The 19275-nt window shown below is 45.7% G+C and carries 16 protein-coding genes; 11 read left to right on the top strand and 5 right to left on the bottom strand.

Annotation, left to right across the window (positions count from 1 at the left end):
* The first annotated feature begins 68 nt into the window (after positions 1 to 68).
* The 3 genes from rpsF to rpsR are packed head-to-tail and all read left to right on the top strand — an operon-like array spanning position 69 to position 1107.
* On the top strand, positions 69 to 359 hold the full coding sequence (gene rpsF, locus O2Q26_RS09295; RefSeq protein WP_289215649.1) for a 30S ribosomal protein S6: 291 nt from the start codon (positions 69 to 71) through the stop codon (positions 357 to 359).
* Between the two features lie 12 nt (positions 360 to 371).
* Positions 372 to 857, top strand: coding sequence for a single-stranded DNA-binding protein (gene ssb, locus O2Q26_RS09290; protein WP_253936169.1), 486 nt, complete (start codon positions 372 to 374; stop codon positions 855 to 857).
* Positions 858 to 879: 22 nt separating this feature from the next.
* On the top strand, positions 880 to 1107 hold the full coding sequence (rpsR, locus tag O2Q26_RS09285; protein ID WP_244755351.1) for a 30S ribosomal protein S18: 228 nt from the start codon (positions 880 to 882) through the stop codon (positions 1105 to 1107).
* A 48-nt stretch (positions 1108 to 1155) separates the two neighbouring features.
* Here the strand turns inward: rpsR and O2Q26_RS09280 are convergent, their stop codons facing one another.
* A complete protein-coding gene (locus tag O2Q26_RS09280) occupies positions 1156 to 1593 on the bottom strand; it encodes an Rrf2 family transcriptional regulator (protein WP_253936168.1) in 438 nt (145 codons plus the stop codon).
* Between the two features lie 899 nt (positions 1594 to 2492).
* Between O2Q26_RS09280 and hmpA the strand changes: the two genes are divergently transcribed.
* Complete coding sequence (gene hmpA, locus O2Q26_RS09275; RefSeq protein WP_289215648.1) at positions 2493 to 3719, top strand: NO-inducible flavohemoprotein; 1227 nt, start codon at positions 2493 to 2495, stop codon at positions 3717 to 3719.
* Positions 3720 to 3760: 41 nt separating this feature from the next.
* Here hmpA and O2Q26_RS09270 read toward each other — a convergent pair whose 3' ends face one another.
* A complete protein-coding gene (locus O2Q26_RS09270; protein ID WP_390216194.1) occupies positions 3761 to 5410 on the bottom strand; it encodes a peptide ABC transporter substrate-binding protein in 1650 nt (549 codons plus the stop codon).
* Between the two features lie 263 nt (positions 5411 to 5673).
* Between O2Q26_RS09270 and O2Q26_RS09265 the strand changes: the two genes are divergently transcribed.
* The 3 genes from O2Q26_RS09265 (at position 5674) to O2Q26_RS09255 (ending at position 10905) form a co-directional block, all read left to right on the top strand.
* On the top strand, positions 5674 to 6837 hold the full coding sequence (locus O2Q26_RS09265) for a pyridoxal-phosphate-dependent aminotransferase family protein (RefSeq protein ID WP_289215646.1): 1164 nt from the start codon (positions 5674 to 5676) through the stop codon (positions 6835 to 6837).
* Positions 6838 to 8421 (top strand): phosphoglycerate dehydrogenase, encoded by a 1584-nt coding sequence (gene serA / locus O2Q26_RS09260; RefSeq protein ID WP_289215645.1) that lies wholly within the window; start codon positions 6838 to 6840, stop codon positions 8419 to 8421.
* A gap of 966 nt (positions 8422 to 9387) precedes the next feature.
* Positions 9388 to 10905, top strand: coding sequence for an AbgT family transporter (locus tag O2Q26_RS09255; RefSeq protein WP_289215644.1), 1518 nt, complete (start codon positions 9388 to 9390; stop codon positions 10903 to 10905).
* A gap of 77 nt (positions 10906 to 10982) precedes the next feature.
* On the opposite strand, the gene O2Q26_RS09250 is transcribed toward O2Q26_RS09255, so the two are convergent.
* Complete coding sequence (locus O2Q26_RS09250; RefSeq protein ID WP_289215643.1) at positions 10983 to 11798, bottom strand: histidinol-phosphatase; 816 nt, start codon at positions 11796 to 11798, stop codon at positions 10983 to 10985.
* Positions 11799 to 11952: 154 nt separating this feature from the next.
* On the opposite strand from O2Q26_RS09250, the gene O2Q26_RS09245 reads away from it, so the two are divergent.
* The 4 genes from O2Q26_RS09245 to dnaB are packed head-to-tail and all read left to right on the top strand — an operon-like array spanning position 11953 to position 16743.
* Positions 11953 to 12900 carry a YybS family protein gene (locus O2Q26_RS09245; protein ID WP_289215642.1) on the top strand — a complete coding sequence of 316 codons (948 nt, stop codon included), beginning with the start codon at positions 11953 to 11955 and terminating at the stop codon, positions 12898 to 12900.
* 34 nt (positions 12901 to 12934) lie between these two features.
* Positions 12935 to 14908 (top strand): DHH family phosphoesterase, encoded by a 1974-nt coding sequence (locus tag O2Q26_RS09240; RefSeq protein ID WP_289215641.1) that lies wholly within the window; start codon positions 12935 to 12937, stop codon positions 14906 to 14908.
* Complete coding sequence (gene rplI, locus O2Q26_RS09235; RefSeq protein ID WP_253936160.1) at positions 14905 to 15351, top strand: 50S ribosomal protein L9; 447 nt, start codon at positions 14905 to 14907, stop codon at positions 15349 to 15351. Before O2Q26_RS09240 ends, rplI begins: the two co-directional genes overlap by 4 nt.
* A 30-nt stretch (positions 15352 to 15381) precedes the next feature.
* A complete protein-coding gene (dnaB, locus tag O2Q26_RS09230; RefSeq protein WP_289215640.1) occupies positions 15382 to 16743 on the top strand; it encodes a replicative DNA helicase in 1362 nt (453 codons plus the stop codon).
* 840 nt (positions 16744 to 17583) lie between these two features.
* On the opposite strand, the gene O2Q26_RS09225 is transcribed toward dnaB, so the two are convergent.
* Together O2Q26_RS09225 and O2Q26_RS09220 are read right to left on the bottom strand one after the other, a co-directional pair.
* Positions 17584 to 18438, bottom strand: a complete 855-nt coding sequence (locus O2Q26_RS09225; RefSeq protein ID WP_289215639.1) for a Cof-type HAD-IIB family hydrolase — start codon at positions 18436 to 18438, stop codon at positions 17584 to 17586.
* A gap of 3 nt (positions 18439 to 18441) precedes the next feature.
* Positions 18442 to 19206 carry a DeoR/GlpR family DNA-binding transcription regulator gene (locus tag O2Q26_RS09220; protein ID WP_289215638.1) on the bottom strand — a complete coding sequence of 255 codons (765 nt, stop codon included), beginning with the start codon at positions 19204 to 19206 and terminating at the stop codon, positions 18442 to 18444.
* Between the last annotated feature and the right edge of the window lie 69 nt (positions 19207 to 19275).

Here is a 19275-nt window from a genome sequence, read left to right as displayed (position 1 = left end):
GATAGTTAAATTACTCCTTGCTCCTTCATCGAGGAGGAGCCGTTAAGTCCATAAGGAGGTGAATACGGATGAGAAATTACGAAATCATGTACATCATCCGCCCAGATATCGAGGAAGAAGCTAAAACAGCTGTAGTTGAGCGTTTCAGCGGTATTCTTACGAACAACGGTGCGGAAATCGAGAACGTTAAAGAAATAGGTAAGCGTCGTCTTGCTTATGAAATTAACGACTATCGTGATGGCATTTATGTAACGATCAACTTCGCAGGTGACCGCGAAGCGATCAATGAATTCGACCGTCAAGCGAAGTTCTCGGATGATGTTATCCGCCACATCGCAGTACGTGAAGATGACAAATAAGGAGTGGTTCTGATGTTAAATCGTGTCGTTTTAGTCGGCAGATTAACGAGGGATCCGGATTTACGCTATACGCCAAACGGAGTAGCTGTTGCCAATTTCACTATTGCAGTGAATCGACCATTCTCGAATAACTCGGGAGATCGTGACGCAGATTTCATTAACTGTGTCGTTTGGAGACGAGCAGCTGAAAACCTCGCTAACTTTATGAATAAAGGCAGTCTTGTCGGTGTAGATGGACGTCTACAGTCCCGAAGCTTCGACAATCAAGAAGGCAAGCGTGTGTTTGTAACAGAAGTTGTTGCGGACAGCGTACAGTTCATGGAATCCAAAGGCGGTTCTTCACAGCAAGGTGGAGGCGGCAGTCAGCAAGGATACCAGCCAAATCAGAATCAACAACCAAACAATCCTAATCAGAACAATAATAATAATCGAAACGATGATCCATTCGCTGATAAAGGCGAACCGATCGATATTTCGGATGACGATTTACCATTTTAATTAAGGAAGGAGTGAATGCAACATGGCACGTCGTGGACGCGGTAAACGTAAAAAGGTGTGTTTTTTCACAGCAAATGGAATTACACACATCGATTTTAAAGATACGGACTTGCTAAGACGTTTCATTTCTGACCGTGGAAAAATTCTTCCTCGTCGAGTAACTGGAACTTCTGCTAAGTACCAACGTAAATTGACAAAAGCGATCAAACGCTCTCGTCAAATGGCTCTATTGCCTTACACTGCTGAATAATAGCAGAATAAAAAATCCGTGAAGTCTACTATGACTTCACGGATTTTTTTATGTGATATTCATCAAATCTCTTAGTTCATCTTTATTGGAAAGTAAATCCTCCAGCGTATATTCCTCGAGCACCTCTAAGAAAGCGCGAAGGGCATCATTTAGAATATGCTTGAGCTTGCAGGCAGGAGTAATGACACAGTAGTTCGTTTCACGGTCAAAGCACTCCAGCAGATGGAAGTCGTCTTCCATGGCTTGCACAACATATCCTACATTGATTTCAGATGGAGGCTTCGCTAAACGGATGCCACCGCTTCGCCCTCTGATCGTTTCAAGCAGTCCCAGTTTATTAAGCTTATGGATGATTTTCCCTAAGTGGTTTTCCGAGATATGAAAAACGTCGGAGATCTCTTTTTTATTGGCTAACTCCCCTTCAGGTTTCGAAGCAGTATAGATCATGACTCGTAAAGCGTAATCTGTATATTTCTTTAAACGCATAGGCTGATACCCTCATTTTGCTTAGTTAGTATTTTATATTTTATCACAGGGAGCGAAGTGTGTCCTTTTTTAGTGTTCTCTGCTCAAGACAACCCTCTTTCTACCTGCTTTTTAATAAGGCAATGTTAAAGGTAGGTGTTGATATTGATAAGTGAGTTATTCAACAATATGGCAGGTTTACAAAAGACTTGGTTTCGAGATATTTGGTGAGTGGATCAGAGCGGCGGGGAATGACTCGCTTTCCGTGGGAGCGCGGTGAGCTTCCTCGGACGTCCCGTCCTGCGGGATCTCACCAAGCACTCTCTTCCCACAGGAGTCTCCCCATTCCCCGCCGCCCCTCGCTATAGATGTGTTTCTCGAAATCGCTTAAAAAGAACCTTCTACGTAATGGTGTGATTAACTCCAGTGATATGGCTATAGCATTCTAGTTTTAAAACCTGCATTTTAAGGAAGTTTCAAGAATCTTTTCGCATACAACAGTCTCACTGGTTATCACTCAAAAGCATTTATTTTTTATGTGAAGCCCCTCATAAGGTATTTCCGTTATCCTCACAAAAGCAAGAAGGTCCGGGAAATTGCGAGACTCCTATGGGAGAACAGTACAGGGTGAGATCCCGGAGGGCGTCAGCCCGAGGAAGCTCACCGTACGCCCATGGAAAGCGAGTGATTTCCCGGACCTTCAAGGTCTATTCTTAGCAACGGAAACCTCATGAATATCTTAAAACTAAGTCTTCAACATAAGAGAGCCTATATGAATATTAACACGGAAATTTAATATAGCTTTTGATAAATTAAATAAACTGTCACAAAAGATGTATTTTGGATGTTGCTTTTAATAGTCATTCCTTTACAATAAAGGTGTATAGAAAATACATCTTAAAATAAAAGGAGTTTTTACGATGAGTACTAAAAGTCCTTATGAATTAAGTGAAAAAACGATTACAACTGTAAAATCTACTGTACCTGTACTAGCGGAGCATGGGGAAGCGATTACCACTCACTTCTATAAGCGGATGTTCGCGGACCATCCTGAATTGAAGAACATATTCAACATGACCAATCAAAAAGCGGGGCGTCAGCCAAGAGCGCTCGCCAATGCTGTGTATGCAGCTGCACAGCATATCGATGACTTATCCGCCATATTACCGACCGTCAATCAAATTGCTGAAAAACACCGAAGCTTACAAGTGAAGCCAGAACATTACCCGATCGTGGGAAAATACTTATTAATTGCCATAAAAGAAGTACTCGGGGATGCTGCAACGGATGATATTATGCAAGCCTGGGAGGAAGCTTATGGAGCGATCGCACATGCTTTTATCCAGGTAGAAGAAAAGAAATATGAGCAGGCGGTCGCCCAGGATGGAGGGTGGAGCGGTTATCGTAACTTTAAAATAGCTAAAAAAGTGAAAGAAAGCGCCGTGATTACCTCTTTCTACTTAGAGCCTGAAGATGGGAAGAAGATTACATCATACCACCCGGGTCAATATATTACGGTTCAAATCAATATGCCGCACAGTGAATATACCCATTTACGCCAGTATAGCTTATCCGATGCACCTGGTAAGGGATATTATCGAATCAGTGTGAAAAGAGAAGAAGGGGGTCCGGAACGACCTGATGGAGTAGTCTCCAGCTATTTGCATGATCAGTTGGAAGAAGGTGCTGTACTGCCGATCACAGCTCCTGCGGGTGATTTTTACTTGAATGAGGAGAATCATGAGCCGCTCGTATTGATTAGTGGAGGTGTCGGACTGACGCCGATGATGAGCATGCTGAATCGTATGGTTCACCAAAATCACGATCGTGACGTTTACTTTGTTCATGCTGCCCACAATCAGGAAGTCCACGCTTTTAAGGAAGAAGTAGCTGATTTTGTGAAAGAATCACCTTCTGTCCAGGCTAAGGTCGTATATAGTACGCCCGGCGCCGAAGATAGCGCATATGACAGGGAAGGGCGCATCGATCTGCCATGGCTGAAATCGGTCGTTCCTTACGATGCGGAATTCTATTTCTGCGGCCCTGAAGGCTTCATGCGGGAAGTCCATAGTTCCTTGAAAGAATGGGGAGTCCCTGACGAGCAAATCCATTATGAATTCTTCGGTCCAGAGTTAAGCTTGCAATAAAAAAGAACCAGCCGCGCCGCAGCGCTGCTGGTTCTTTTTGTTTATTCCTCTACATAAGCCCATTTGAATTCAAGTTCAGGACCAGTAGCTGTCGTAAATACGCCTTTGATCGAAGGTCTGAATAGCTGAGCCTTAGAGTCTTGATACATCGGAGCGACCGCTGCATCTTCTTCTAAAAGGATTCGCTCAGCTTCAAGGAACGCTTCGAAACGCTGATCAGGATCCTGAGCGTATTCGCCATTGGCTTGTTCAATAAGAGCGTCGTATTCTTCGTTCACATAGTTCATGTTATTGTTTTGTCCGCCTTCAAGATACATGTTCAAGTAAGTGTTCGGGTCCACGTAGTCTGGTCCCCATGTCGCGGCCTCAATCTCAAATTCTGAGTTTTGGTCACGCTCGACACGTTCGTTGAATGGAACCTCAAGCACGTTGATCGTCAGACCTTCCAGGTTTTCTTGGAGCTGGTTTTTGTAATAAGCCAGCACGTTACTGGATGTTCCTGTATCATCACCAAGAAGCTCTATTTCCACTGAATCTGTACCTAGTTCTTCTAGTGCAGCGTTCCAGTGCTCTTGAGCCTTCTCTACGTTATGTTCCACAAGCGGACCTTGAGCATCGCGGAAATCTTCGTCACTGTCCGGCATGTTGACGAAATTGGATGGGACATAACCTTCGGCAGCTACAGAACCATCATTTAAGATCACGTCTACAAGTCCTTGACGGTCAATCGCCATTGAAATGGCTTTACGTGCATCAACGTTAGCCAGAGCTTCATTTGCTTCCTGGTTAAATTTGAAGAAATACAAGTAAGGTTTTTCTGCGACGTTAAAGTCTTCAGTTGTTGAGTACTCGTCAACAAATTCAGCGTTCAATTCTGTTTGATCGAGCTCGCCAGATTCATATAGGTTGACCCCTGTTGAAATTTCTTTGATGACCTGGGCGTTTACTGCATCTAATTGTACAGTGTCTGCATCCCAGTACGTATCATTTTTCTCAACGGTCCAGCCTTCACTGTGATCCCATGAAGTCATTTCAAAAGGTCCGTTAGATAAGGTATATTCAGCTTCTGTACCGAATTTGTCCCCATGCTCTTCAACAAAGCTTTCGTTTAAAGGCATGAATGTAACAAATACCGTCATAGATTCAAAGTATGGTACGGGCTGCTCTAAATTCACTTCTAATGTATGATCATCCACTGCCGTTGCGCCAAGCTCGTCCAGTTCTGCTTCACCGTCAGCGATGGCCTGGGCATTTTCTATGATCCCGCCAAGGAAATAGGGACCGTATTCAGAACCAGTATCCGGATTCACTGCACGCTGCCACGCATAAACAAAATCATCAGCCGTTACAGGATCGCCGTTTGACCATTCGGCGTCTTCTCTCAGATTAAAGGTCCACGTCATTCCATCTTCACTTACGGAACTGTCTTCAGCGATACCTGGTGATAGATTCCCTTCTTCATCCAATCGATAGAGGCCTTCTAATGTCTCTCCAGCCCATTGGAAACCAACTGTATCTGTAATTAATGAAGGATCCATACTGGATATTTCACTTTTCGCCGTTACGGTGATTTCCTGTTCGGCACTGCTGTCAGATCCATCCCCTTCGCCGTCCGCTCCATCCGATTCGTCAGATGCGCTGTCGTCACCGCTGCACGCGGCAAGGAATAATGACAGCATCAAGACGAACATAAGCCAAAGGCTCTTGTGTTTCTTCAATACAATCTCCCCCAAATGTTTAAATTTTCAAAAAATAAATACCTTTCAAATTATACCGAAAATACTGTTAATTATCAGCATTTACCAAATAGAAAAAAAAGAAAAAAACGTTTTATTCAGAACCTTTCAATAAGATTGACAATGACAGTTCATTTGATAGGATAAAGGAATATCAATTCATTTCTACCGTATAAAATGATTTGTACGCGTAGCATGTACAGGAGGGACAGTTAGCGATGAATCGTGAGTGGGAGATATTGCAAATACCAGGACCGACGCCTATTCCGCCAAGTGTGGATCGGGCGATGAGTCAGCCGATGATCGGCCATAGAGGTCAGAAATGTAAAGCACTGATGGAGGATCTTGCTCCAAGATTGAAACCAATTTTTGGTACTACAGGGGATGTGCTGGTGCTTTCCAGCAGCGGAACCTCAGCATTGGAAGCGGCCGTAGTTAATACAACATCAGCCGGAGACGAAGTTATTGTAGTAGTTGCCGGAGCATTTGGAGAGCGTTTTGCAAAAATATGTAATACGTATGAACTCAATGTGCATCGTATAGATGTAGAGTGGGGAAATGCTGTCCAAGTGGCGGCAATTGAAGAGCAGCTCCAGGCCAACCCGAACGTAAAAGCTGTATTTGTCACTCATTGTGAAACATCAACCGGTGTCATGCATCCTGTAGAAGAAATTGCCGAGCGTGTACATGAAGTAAGCGAAGCTCTTGTCATCGTGGATGGAGTGTCCTCCATGGGCGGTGCTGCTCTGGACATGGATGGGTCTGGAATCGATCTCTTAATCTCAGGATCCCAAAAAGCGATGATGCTTCCTGCAGGATTGGCGTTTGCAGCTGTCAGTGAGCAGGCGTGGAGTGTGATCCACGAGAATACAAGACCGCGTTTTTATTTAGACCTGCGAACTTATAAGAAAAGTCTTGATTCCGGGCAAACTCCTTTCACACCGGCTTTATCCTTGTTATTCGGTCTTCAGGAAGTCCTGAGCCTTATAGAAGAGGAAGGGTTGGATAAGGTACATGAACGCCACCAGATCATGAAGGAGATGACTCGTGCAGCTTTTCGAGCGTTAAATGTTCCTTTACTCGTTTCCGAAGAAGATGCTTCTTCCACCGTCACATCGGTGCGCCCGCAAACATTTAAAGCGGAACAGTTCAGAAAAATCGCCAACGAAGAATTCGGCTTAATGACTGCCGGCGGGCAGGGGCATCTTAAAGGTGAAATTTTCCGTGTCGGTCATATGGGATACTCACGTCCAACAAACGTTTTACAATATATAAGCATTATTGAAGTCGTCTTAAAACGTCTCGGCCATGATTTCGAACAAGGTGCAGGGACGGCCGCTGCACAGGAAGCCTATTTACAAGCAACGAGGGAGTTGGACTAAATGTATCGTGTACTAATAAGTGATCCGTTAAGCGAAGATGGAATTCGTCCGTTATTGGAGGCTTCCGACATTGAAGCTGTCATGGAAAGCTCTTTATCCTATGACGAACTGTTAAAAGAAATCAGCACGAGCGAAGCACTGATCGTACGAAGCCAAACGCAAGTCACTCGTGAAGTGATCGAACACGCCCCGAATCTTAAAGTAATTGGACGCGCAGGTGTCGGTGTCGATAATATCGATTTAGATGCAGCTACCGATCATGGAATCGTCGTTGTGAATGCTCCGGACGGGAATACGATCTCCACGGCTGAGCACACGATGGCCATGCTCATGTCACTGGCTCGTAATATTCCACAAGCTTATCACCAGCTGAAACAGAATCGCTGGGAGCGAAAGAAGTTTGTCGGTGTCGAACTGAAGAATAAAACCCTCGGCATCGTCGGGTTCGGTCGTATCGGACGCGAGGTAGCCCACCGTGCGAAAGGACACCGGATGAACGTCATTGCTTTTGATCCATTTTTAACACAAGAAAAAGCAGATAAAGCGGGCGTTCAGTACGGCACGTTGGAAGAAGTTCTCCAGCAGGCGGACTTTCTTACCGTTCACACCCCATTAATGGAAAAAACGAAACATTTGATCAATAAAGATACTCTTCAATTGATGAAGCCCGGCGCACGTATCCTGAACTGCGCACGCGGAGGAATCATCGAAGAGGACGCTTTGTACGAAGCGATAGAAAAAGGGAAAATCGCAGGGGCCGCTCTTGATGTATTTGAAGAGGAGCCGGCGATCGATCACCCGTTACTTTCGCTTGAAGAAGTCATCGCGACTCCACATTTAGGCGCAAGTACGGTCGAGGCACAGGAAAATGTGGCCACGGACGTAAGCCTTGATGTCATGGATTTATTGCGTGGAGGATCTGTGAAGCATCCTGTGAACATGCCGTCCGTATCGGCGGAAATGATGGAAAAACTGGCTCCTTATTTTGTGCTTTCTGAGAAACTCGGAAGCTTCCTATCTAATGTGACAGAAGGAGCGCTTGAGAAGCTGACGGTCTATTATTCTGGCGATTTGCTGGACGTAGATACGACGCCTCTTACGCGAATCTCTGTTAAAGGGATTTTAAAGCGTTACATCGGTGACCGTGTCAATGACGTCAATGCTTATAAGACCGCTTCGGATAAAGGCATTGTTGTGAATGAGCAAAAGTCGACGTCGACTAAAGGGTTTACGAACCTTGTGACGATTGAAATTGAAACCGATAAGGAAAAACGCACGATTTCAGGTACGCTGCTCAATGGGCTGGGTGCGCGAATCGTGAAGCTCGATGACTATTCCATCGACGTTGTACCAGATGGTCATTTAATCGTCATTCACCATAAAGACCAGCCCGGTGCGATTGGACGAGTCGGAAGCCTGCTCGCTGAACATCACGTCAACATTGCGACCATGCAGGTGGGCCGTGCCATCCAGGGTGGAGACGCAGTTATGGTGCTGACGGTGGATAAGGCCGTGGATGAAGATTGTCAGGAGAAGCTTTCTGGAGTAACCGATATTAATCAAGTGCAATGTTTAACTTTATAATGAGAAGCGCCCGGCAGATGGTTTAACCATTTGCCGGGCTTTTTTTGAGGATAATTGTTTCTATTAATTGTTCTGGTATAGAGAATGTGTAAGTTTGTATTTAAACAAACTAGCAGGATAGAGGAAGACTTGGTTTCGAGATAGCCTGGGTTCGTTGCCGTATTGAGAGTCAGGGGTGGTTGGGAAGCTACTCGCTTTCCTGTGGGGGAACTGGCGAGCTTCCTCGGGCTAAAGCCCTGTGGGATCTCGCCTACCTCCTTCTCCCACGGGAGTCTCGCAGCTTCCCAACCACCCCATTGCGAAATAGAAAGAACGAACTTCTTGGCATTGGAATAGAAAAGACTTTCGAGCTTTCATCTAAAACTCGTATATCAGCTAGAGCGCTTAGTAACTAACGAGTTTTTTAAGTAGACATCGAACCACTCTCTTAACTAAAAATGATATTCTGCACAGTTCCCACTCAAAAAGAACTGTGCTTAGCTCAAAGTACTTTATCAGATGTTTCAGTGATCCTAACAAACGCAAGAAGGTCCGGGAAATTGCGAGACTCCTATGGGAGAACAGTACATGGTGAGATCCCGGAGGGCGTCAGCCCAAGGAAGCTCACCGTACGCCCATGGAAAGCGAGTGATTTCCCGGACCTTCAAGCTCTATTTTTGTGACGGAAACAGCTAGAACATCGTGAATCTGAGCTTTTAAGATAAGGGCGCATTTCTTGAACAAGGGTCGGAACCAGCTATGCGGTTATGAGTAGGCCTGCCTCTTTAGTTAATGAAAATGGGCTTAATCAACACAAGTCTCACCAGCACCAAAAAATCCTGCATCTCCAAATCAAAAGGAATAGAAGGCTAAGGCAGGAGGCTGAACCCTGTCTTTTTGTATGGCAAACGTAACCTTTGACATCCTACAGGAAGGCTGATAAGTTTAATTCTGATTAATCGTATCGACATTAAAAGGAGTGTGGAAATGGCACAGCATACAGAGAAAGTTTCTAAGCCTCGACGTTTATTATTTCGGGCGTTGGACGGAATTGAATGGTTGGGGAATAAACTTCCTTCCCCCTTATTACTTTTCGCATGTCTAGCTTTCATTATTATTATATTATCTGGAATATTCTCTGGCGTCTCCGTGACGAATCCGACAACGGATGAAGTGGTGGAGGTCAAGAACCTATTCAGTAAGAGCGGACTCGAATATATATTTACGAGTGCCGTAGATAATTTCATAGGATTCGCACCTTTAGGGGCTGTCCTAGTGACGATGCTTGGGATTGGATTAGCTGAGCAGACAGGATTGATCAATGCCTCATTAAAAAGCATCGTATTTTCCTTTCCAAATCGTCTTTTAACAGCAGCACTCGTGTTTGCAGGGGTAATGTCCAGTGTCGCTGTAAACGCAGGGTACGTCGTTCTGCCTCCGTTAGGAGCGGTGCTCTTTCTAGGGCTTGGACGCCACCCATTAGCTGGACTGGCCGCAGCTTTCGCCGGTGTCTCCGGCGGGTTTGGAGCCAATTTAGCTCTTACTTCCACGGATGCGATCTTGCAGGAGTTGACGGCTGAAGCGGCACGTACGATAGATTCAGGTTATGCAGATACTATAACGGTAACGATGAACTACTTCTTTGCTGCAGCCTCCGTTTTGCTTATTACGTTCATAGGCACATGGGTAACTGAGAAAATAGTCGAGCCGCGGTTAGGAAAATATGAAGGCGAAGAAGAAGGAGATATTGAAGAGTTGACCTCCCAGGAGAAAAAAGGGATGCGTCTTGCGGGAATCGGTTTCCTCCTCACTTTCGCTCTTATGGCCTATTTATCCTTTGGACCATTAAGAGGTGACGGTGCATATATTGAATCTCCGTTCTTCAATGCACTCGTATTCGTCATATTTATTTTATTCCTCGTTCCCGGTCTCATTTATGGAATCGTAGTGAATGAAATCAAAAACGATAAAGATTTGACCCGTCTGCTTGGAAAAACGATGGCAGCGATGGGAGGATACATTGCCCTCGCGTTTACCGCAGGACAGTTCATCGCTTACTTTGGCGAAACGAACCTCGGAACGGTGATCGCTTTTCGCGGAGCGGATTTCTTGAATAGTACAGGGTTTGACGGCATCAGTTTAATCCTGACGTTTTTAGGTTTGACGATGCTGATCAACTTCTTTATTGGCAGTTCTTCAGCTAAATGGACAATTTTAGCTCCGGTATTTGTACCAATTATGATGAACTTAGGGTACTCCCCTGAATTTACGACCTTGCTTTATCGGATCGGGGATTCTGTCACGAATATGATCACGCCATTACTTCTCTATTTTCCTGTCGTGATCGCCTTTGCGCAGCGTTATAATAAAAACTTGGGCATAGGTACACTGATTGCTATGATGATTCCATATGCGGCGGCCTTCTTAGTAGGCTGGCTGATTTTATTATCCATATGGAGTTTACTCGGACTTCCTGTAGGACCAGGAGCGCCGATCACGTATTAAAATGCCCCGCATAGAATGTGAAAAACCCGCGTCTCCATATGAAAAGGAGACGCGGGTTTTTAAAGTTTCAGCGAAGACTAGTCGATTTTCTCGACGTGCGCTTCTCGCTGCGTAAAGACATGAACTTCATCATATCCGACAGAACGCGCAAGTTCGATCGCTTCATCGTAGGCGTAGCCGATATGGTCAGGCTTATGTGCATCGGAACAAAGTACGATGCCGATGCCTTTTTCCTTACAAATACGTAACAATTCAGGGTCTGGATACATTTCTCCGACTGGTTTTCTCAGCCCTGCCGTACTGATTTCAATGCACGTGCCCGTTTTGGCTAAAGCGTCTGCCGCACGTTCGTATTGTTCACGTAGAAATTCACGATCATCCGGCTTGTAGCCGAAAACTTTAATGACATCGATATGGCCGACGAAATCAAAGAGTCCTGATTCAGCAAGTGTTACAATCCGATCAAAGTACTGACGGTACACTTCGTGAAGGTCACGATTTTCATATTCCTCGCGATAGATAGCTAAATCGATGCCCCAATCATTGATCCAGTGGACAGATCCGATAACATAGTCAAACGGATGAGCATCAATAAAGGCTTTCATTTCTGCTTCTCTGCCGGGGGTGTAGTCCATTTCAATGCCCATTTTAATCGGGAGGCCCGCTTCATTCGCTTCGTCAAACATGTTCTGATACGTTTTAAAATCCAGCGTTCGGCGGTTTTCCACCCATGGATTGGAAAGAATATCCTTCGTCTCCTGGAAAAAATAAGCGTGTTCTGAAATTCCTAGTTCCTGAATGCCTTCCTGCTTTGCTTTGTCGATGTAAGTACGTAGATAGTCGACGGATAAATCGCCGGTTTCTGCCATATGAACGTGATAATCTGTGCGCATGGTTGCCTCCTAGGTTCTAAGTGATGAACCCATCATACCAAACTAGCAACCTATTAACAAAAGGACACAATTTTGAAAAGCTGAGGAAGGAAGAGAGGTTGTTTCCTATGTTAGAATAGGGAAGCTAGCATAGAAAAATGAGGTGCACAACATTATGAATGATACAAGAAAAATTACTGAAGGGGCTTTAATGACAGGGGCTTATCTGCTATTGTTATTGATAATTCTATTCACACCAGGATTTATCGGGTCTTTCTTCCTATTTGTATTACCTATTCCATTTATTTTTTACAGTTACCGGCACGGGTGGAAGCCGGGGATCCTTGTGTTTACGGGGAGTCTTATTTTCACCCTTCTATTTGCGACGGTTTTTTCCTTGCCGATCACCTTACTTGCAGGGATTGGCGGATTGTTTGCAGGAGGGGCGATGCATAAGAAGCGCGACCCTTATGAAACGTGGGCTCAGGGCTCCATCGGTTTCATCATCGGCATCGTTTCCGTCTATTTGATCACACAGCTGTTCATGGGGCTGAACTGGGCGGAAGAAATCCGCAACGCTTCACAGGAAGCCTTTTCGATGACAGAAGGTTTGCTCGGTTCGTTCGGCGGAGGAGCAACGTCGGAAGAACAGTTAACCAGCCTTGAAGAACAAGTGCAGGCCCTGCCCGACTATATCCCAAGCATTCTTGCTATGATGGGAATTGTCTTTGCGTTTATCAGCCAGTGGCTCAGCTATAAAATTATCAATCGTGTGGAGGGAAAAAAGTTTTACTTTACTCCTTTTCGTAACTTTAACCTCCCGACTTCCGTATTATGGTATTACTTTTTTGCGATGATTTTTACGTTCGTGTTCGCGGAAAGTGATAATATTTGGTATTTAGCAGCGATTAACGTCTATACGTTAACGGGAACCTTTTTAGTGTTACAAGGGTTTGCTTTCATCTTTTACTATACGCATGTAAAAGAGAAATCCAAAGCACTGCCGATTTTGGCGATTGCAGGTTCTTTGCTTTTACCGACAATTCTAATGTATCTTGTGCGAATCTTAGGTATAATTGATTTAGGGTTCTCTCTAAGAAAACGATTAGAGACGAAGAAATAAAGTGCGCTGTACTTGATGGCAGGAGATGAATGACATGCCGAATTTTTTTAAAAAACCGACGATGAGCGGACATCTATGGGTCATCTATACAATTTCTCTTATTCTTCTTGGGTTCATTTGGTACTATCAATGGATGCTGGGCTTGATGATGACGCTCCTTCTGGCAGGTTCGATCTTTTATAGTGTTAGAACCGAGAAGCATATGATCAGCGAAACAGAAGAATATATATCGACTCTTTCCTATCGTGTTAAAAAAGTGGGAGAAGAGGCGCTATTAGAAATGCCTATCGGAATTGTCCTATACAGTGAGGATTATAAGGTAGAGTGGGCCAACCCTTATATGAACAAGTTCACAAGTGAGGGGACCATTGTAGGTGAATCCTTGAACGAACTGTCAGATGATTTGATTGCGAATATCAAGGAGGGTCACGGTGAAGCGTGGCTCGAGGTTGATGACTATAAATTGCAAACGTTAGTGAAAAGGGATGAACGTCTGCTTTACTTCTTTGATCGGACGAATCAGACGAAGATCCACAACCTGTACAAAAATGAACAAACCGTCCTTTCGGTTATTTTCCTCGACAACTATGAAGAAATTACGCAAGGCATGGAAGATACAGCTAAAAGTCAGATCAACTCTCAAGTGACTTCCATTTTGAATAAATGGGCCAGTGATTACGGGATTTATTTAAAGCGCACCTCTCAGGAGAGGTTCATGGCGGTCATGAACCAGGAAATACTGCGGACGCTTGAGCGGAACAAGTTTGAAATACTAGATGAAGTCAGGGAATTGATCACCGACCAAAATGTGCCTCTTACGCTCAGTTACGGCGTCGGAGTCGGGCCGGTTACTCTTCCGGAACTCGGTGAACTGGCGCAGTCAAGTCTTGACCTGGCGCTCGGACGCGGTGGTGACCAGGTAGCGATTAAAGACGACACAGGCAAAGTTCGTTTCTACGGGGGTAAAACTAACCCGATGGAGAAACGGACGCGTGTGCGTGCCCGAGTCATCTCTCACGCGATGAAGGAGCTCGTACAGGAAAGCGAGCGTGTGTTGATCATGGGCCATAAATCTCCGGACATGGATGCAATAGGAGCCTCCATCGGAATTTTGAAAATCGCTCAGGCTAACCAGAAGGAAGCTTTCATCGTACTTGATCCAGAAGATATCGATACAGGGGTCCAGCGTATGATTGAAGAAATCGAGAAGGATGATGAGCTGTGGTCGAATTTTATAACGCGTGAAGAAGCGCTTGATCTTGTGACGAATGAAACGCTTATAGTCGTAGTCGACACGCATAAACCATCTCTCGTCCTCGAAGAGAAGCTGCTGACAAGAACCGAGCACGTCGTCGTCATCGACCACCACCGCCGGGCGGAAGAATTCATTTCTGATCCAACACTCGTGTATATGGAACCCTACGCCTCTTCGACGGCTGAACTCGTTACCGAGCTGTTAGAGTATCAGCCGAAGAAGCTGAAGCTGTCGATGCTTGAGTCCACCGCCTTGCTGGCAGGGATCATCGTCGATACGAAGGCGTTTACGCTTCGAACAGGCTCCAGGACATTCGATGCGGCTTCTTACCTTCGATCTAAAGGGGCCGATACCGTCCTCGTCCAAAAATTCATGAAAGAGGATCTGGATGTGTACGTAAAACGAAGCCGCTTAATTGAAAAAGCGAAAATCTACCGTGATGGCATTGCGATTGCTGCCGGGGATCCTAAAGAAATCTTCGGACCTGTCGTCATTGCCCAGGCAGCAGATACGCTGCTTACGATGACTGGAATTGTATGTTCATTTGTCATATCCGAACGGAAAGACGGCCGGATCGGCATCAGTGCCCGGTCGCTCGGCGATGTCAACGTTCAGGTCATCATGGAACGTATGAATGGGGGCGGGCATCTGACAAACGCCGCCACCCAGCTTGAGGACACAAATATTGAAGATGCGAGAGCATTGCTGCAAGATATTATTGACGAGTATTTTGAAGGAGGAGACGAAGAATGAAAGTAATTTTCACATCAGATGTTAAAGGAAAAGGTAAAAAAGGAGAAATTAAAAACGTCTCTGACGGGTACGCCCGCAACTACCTATTGAAAAATAATCTGGCCGTTGAAGCGACAGGCGGAAACATGAAAGCTCAGCAGGCTAAAGATGCGAAAGAAGAACAAAAAGCTGAAGAAGTGAAGAAGGAAGCGGAACAGCTGAAGGAAACACTTGCTGACATGGAAGTGAAGCTTGTTGCGAAATCAGGAGACAGCGGCCGTTTATTTGGATCAATCACAAGTAAGCAGATCGCTGAAGAACTGAAAAAATCACACAATATTAAAATCGATAAACGTAAAATCGAACTGGACGAACCGATCCGTACACTAGGCTATACTAATGTGCCTGTGAAGCTTCACAACGAAGTGACAGGGACGATTCGCGTGCATATTGAAGGCAAGTAATTGTCCTTCATCTAGAGGAGGAAACAGCTTGTGAGTGAAGTATGGAATGACCGTACCCCGCCGCACAATATTGAAGCCGAGCAGGCGGTTCTTGGTGCTGTCTTTTTAGAACCTGAAGCGATGTCGACAGCAGCTGAATATTTGCTCCCGGAAGACTTTTACCGGGCGAGTCACCAGCGGATCTTTGAAGTCATGCTTAACCTGACGGATCGAGGCGATCCGATCGATTTAGTAACCGTGACGACAGCGTTATCCAACAACAAAGTATTAGAAGAAGTAGGCGGCGTTTCCTATTTGAGTGACATTGCAAACTCCGTTCCTACCGCAGCTAATATTTCGTACTATACGAAGATCGTAAGTGAAAAATCGACGCTGCGCGGCTTGATCCGTACAGCGACGAACATCGTAACGAGCGGCTTTGCCGAAGAAGAAAATATTGAAGATGTCTTGAATTCCGCGGAGAAAGAAATTCTAGAAGTCTCCCAGCGAAAAGATTCCAGCGCCTTCAAAAACATTAAAGACGTGCTGATCGATGTTTATGACAATATTGAAATGCTGCATAACAGTGATGGTAACGTCAATGGAATTCCGACAGGCTACCGTGATCTCGATCATATCACCTCGGGGTTCCAGCGTAACGACCTGATTATCATCGCGGCGCGTCCTTCGATGGGTAAAACAGCGTTCGCTTTGAATATCGCGCAGAATGTAGCGGTGAATTCCGATGAAAACGTAGCGATCTTCAGCCTGGAGATGGGCGCCGATCAGCTCGTTTCCCGTATGCTTTGCGCAGAAGGCAACATCGATGCACAGCGTCTGCGGACAGGCAGTATGGAAGCTGAGGACTGGAATAAGTTGACAATGGCGATGGGAAGCCTGTCTAATGCCGGCATTTTCATCGATGATACACCCGGTATCCGAGTCAGTGAAATCCGCTCTAAATGCCGACGTCTCAAGCAAGAACACGGACTTGGCATGATTCTTATCGACTACTTGCAGTTGATCCAGGGAAGCGCGAACTCCAAAGAGAACCGTCAGCAGGAGGTTTCTGAAATCTCGCGTTCCTTAAAAGGGCTGGCCCGTGAATTGAATGTTCCTCTAATCGCTCTATCCCAGCTTTCCCGTGGGGTAGAATCTAGACAGGACAAGCGTCCTATGATGTCGGATTTGCGTGAATCTGGATCGATCGAGCAGGATGCCGACATTGTAGGCTTCTTGTATCGTGATGATTATTATGACCAGGAATCTGAGAACCAGAATATTATTGAAATTATTATTTCCAAGCAGCGTAACGGCCCGGTCGGAAACGTCGAGCTTGCGTTTGTGAAAGAATACAACAAGTTCGTCGACTTGGATCGGCGCTATAGTGATGCTGATGTCCCGCCTGCGTAAAGGCGGGATTTTTTTGTGGAAGATGTGATTTCGAGACATTTGGTAAGTGGATCAGGGCGGCGGGGAATGGCTCGCTTTCCGTGGGAGCGCGGTGAGCTTCCTCGGACGTCCCGTCCTGCGGGATCTCACCAAGCACTCTCTTCCCACAGGAGTCTTCACCATTCCCCGCCGCCCCTCCCTATAGGTATGCTTCTCGAAATCGCTTTAATAAGTGCCTTTTGATTAAAGGAGAGGTAAATATACTCCCTTGTCGTGGTTAATCCGTCCACTCCATCCACTGTTGAACAAAGCGTTTCCGATTTATAAGCTAGGTAGTCTCATAGCATTCCAATCACTTCACTCGATGGAGGGGAGAACGGATCCCTTTACGCAGAAGGAGCTTCTTCTATATCTCTGTTCTGTGAGCGTATAGCGCTGTATAGCAAGTTTATTAACATGGGAGACTTGTTCTTAGAATCCGCATACTAATACCAATATTCGATTTTTCTTGTAGCGGTTTCGAGCCACTAATTAGGTAAAGGGTCGGAAGGAAACGGTGAGACTCCTGTGGGATGAGTGGGACAGGTGAGACCCCACAGAGCGTAGCTCGAGGAGGCTCACCGCCCGCCCCACGGAAAGCGAGCCGTTTCCTGCAGCCCTAAACTCTCACTGTGTCTCGAAACTCAGTCTTCAGTAAAAGGGAATTTATATGAACTTCAACGCTGAAGTTTAATAGAGCCATTCACAAAAAAAGACGACCGCCCCTCTTATCGCAAGAGGAACGGCCGCCTTCATCTATATTCATCACCTACCGTTACGCCTCCCGATCACGCGGAGTTACGCCGGATGAAGTGGATGAACCTATTTCAGCCACAAATCAATCGCATGAGCGACCCCATGCTCATCATTCGTTTTACTTACAAAATCGCTTGCTTCAATGACCACATCACGCGCATTGCCCATAGCGGCGCTTTGACCGGCCGCTTTCATCATCGATAAATCATTTGGACTGTCTCCAATCGCTGCCGTAGCGCTCATCGGAATCGAGAAGTGTGCAGCCAGCTTCTCTAAAGCTAAGCCTTTGGAAGCTTCTTTATGTTCCAGTTCAAAATTGTGCAGCGCAGAGCTGACGAGGGTCAAATCCACATAATTCTCGAATTGCTTCCAGCCTTGCTTCAGCTTCTCCTGATCAAACGAAAAAGCCAGTACGTTGTAAAGCGGCGACCCTGATTGCAAAATGTCTTCATATGATTCCACCTGCACGAACCCTGTTTGACCGAACTGCTTCAAAAGAGAGTGCTCAAGATCAGAAATATCAGCTTCCGGGTTAGCACTTCGTATCCGATCGAGCTCGATGTAAAGCAAGTCTCGCCCGTTTTCAGGAGTAAGTATCGATGTATCGCTGAACACTTCATAATAAAAGTTTTTCTGATCGAGCCATTTTAAAATTTGTGCCGCGTCATCGTGAGCGATGGGCACCGAATCGAAAAGCTCTCCTTCAGGGGTATGGATCGTCGCTCCATTCGCCCCGATCACCCATGTCTTAAGCCCGGTCTTTGAAAATACTTCACGCACGTCGAATTCCGCGCGGCCGGTAGCTACAACGACTTCCACTCCTTTAGCCCGGGCATGTTTAATCGCCTGTACATTTTCATCGCTGATCCGGCTGTCCCGGTTCAATAGCGTCCCATCTAAATCTATCGCAATCATTTTCATACCTTAGTCCTCCTCCGTTACTAACAGCTCTACGTCATGAGTTTTGAGCAATTGTTGGAACTCCAGGCTCGGCGTCCGGTCCGTGATCAATAAATCGATATCTTTCAGCCCGGCATATTGATAGAAATCGGTGACTCCAATTTTAGTATGGTCGGCGAGAACCGTCACCTGCCGGGCCTGCTCTGTCATTTTGCTTTTGACCATACCGTCCTCCTCATGAGCGAGTGTCAATCCGTGTTCTGAGATGCCCACCACGCCGATAAATGCATGATCGACGTTATATTTTGAAAGCCTGTCGGTAACAGACGTTCCATATAAAAAGCGGTGCTCCTTATTCAACTGGCCGCCTAATAAATGAATGTGAGTCTGCTTTTTATCCGATAATATATCAGCCAGGTTAATTGAATTCGTGACGACCGTAATATCCAAATCCTCAAGCTGGGTGGCGCACGACTGCACCGTCGTCGAAGCATCAAGAATCACTTTATCGCCGCTGCGCAGAAGGGAAGCAGCTTTGCGTCCGATCGCAAGCTTTTCTTCGGAAACGGTGCGCAGCCGGTTCGTGTAGTCCTTTAATTCGTGATGAGTCGTCGGAAGGATTGCCCCTCCGCGTGTGCGCACAACCGCCTGCTGCTCTTCAAGCTTGACGAGATCCCTTCGCGCGGTATCTCTTGAGACCTCGAAAAGCTCACATATCTTTTCAACGGAAATTCTGCGGGTATGCTGTAAGTAGTTCATGATTTCAATTAGACGTTCTTGTTGATACAAGGTAAGCCGCTCCTCTTATTAATCTATTATATAAGTTATTGTAAGTAATTATAATTAAAAATACAAGTG

This window comes from Halobacillus campisalis (genome assembly GCF_030345335.1).
In the GTDB taxonomy this organism is placed as follows: domain Bacteria; phylum Bacillota; class Bacilli; order Bacillales; family Halobacillaceae; genus Halobacillus_A; species Halobacillus_A campisalis.
This window is presented reverse-complemented; position numbering and strand designations above follow the sequence as displayed.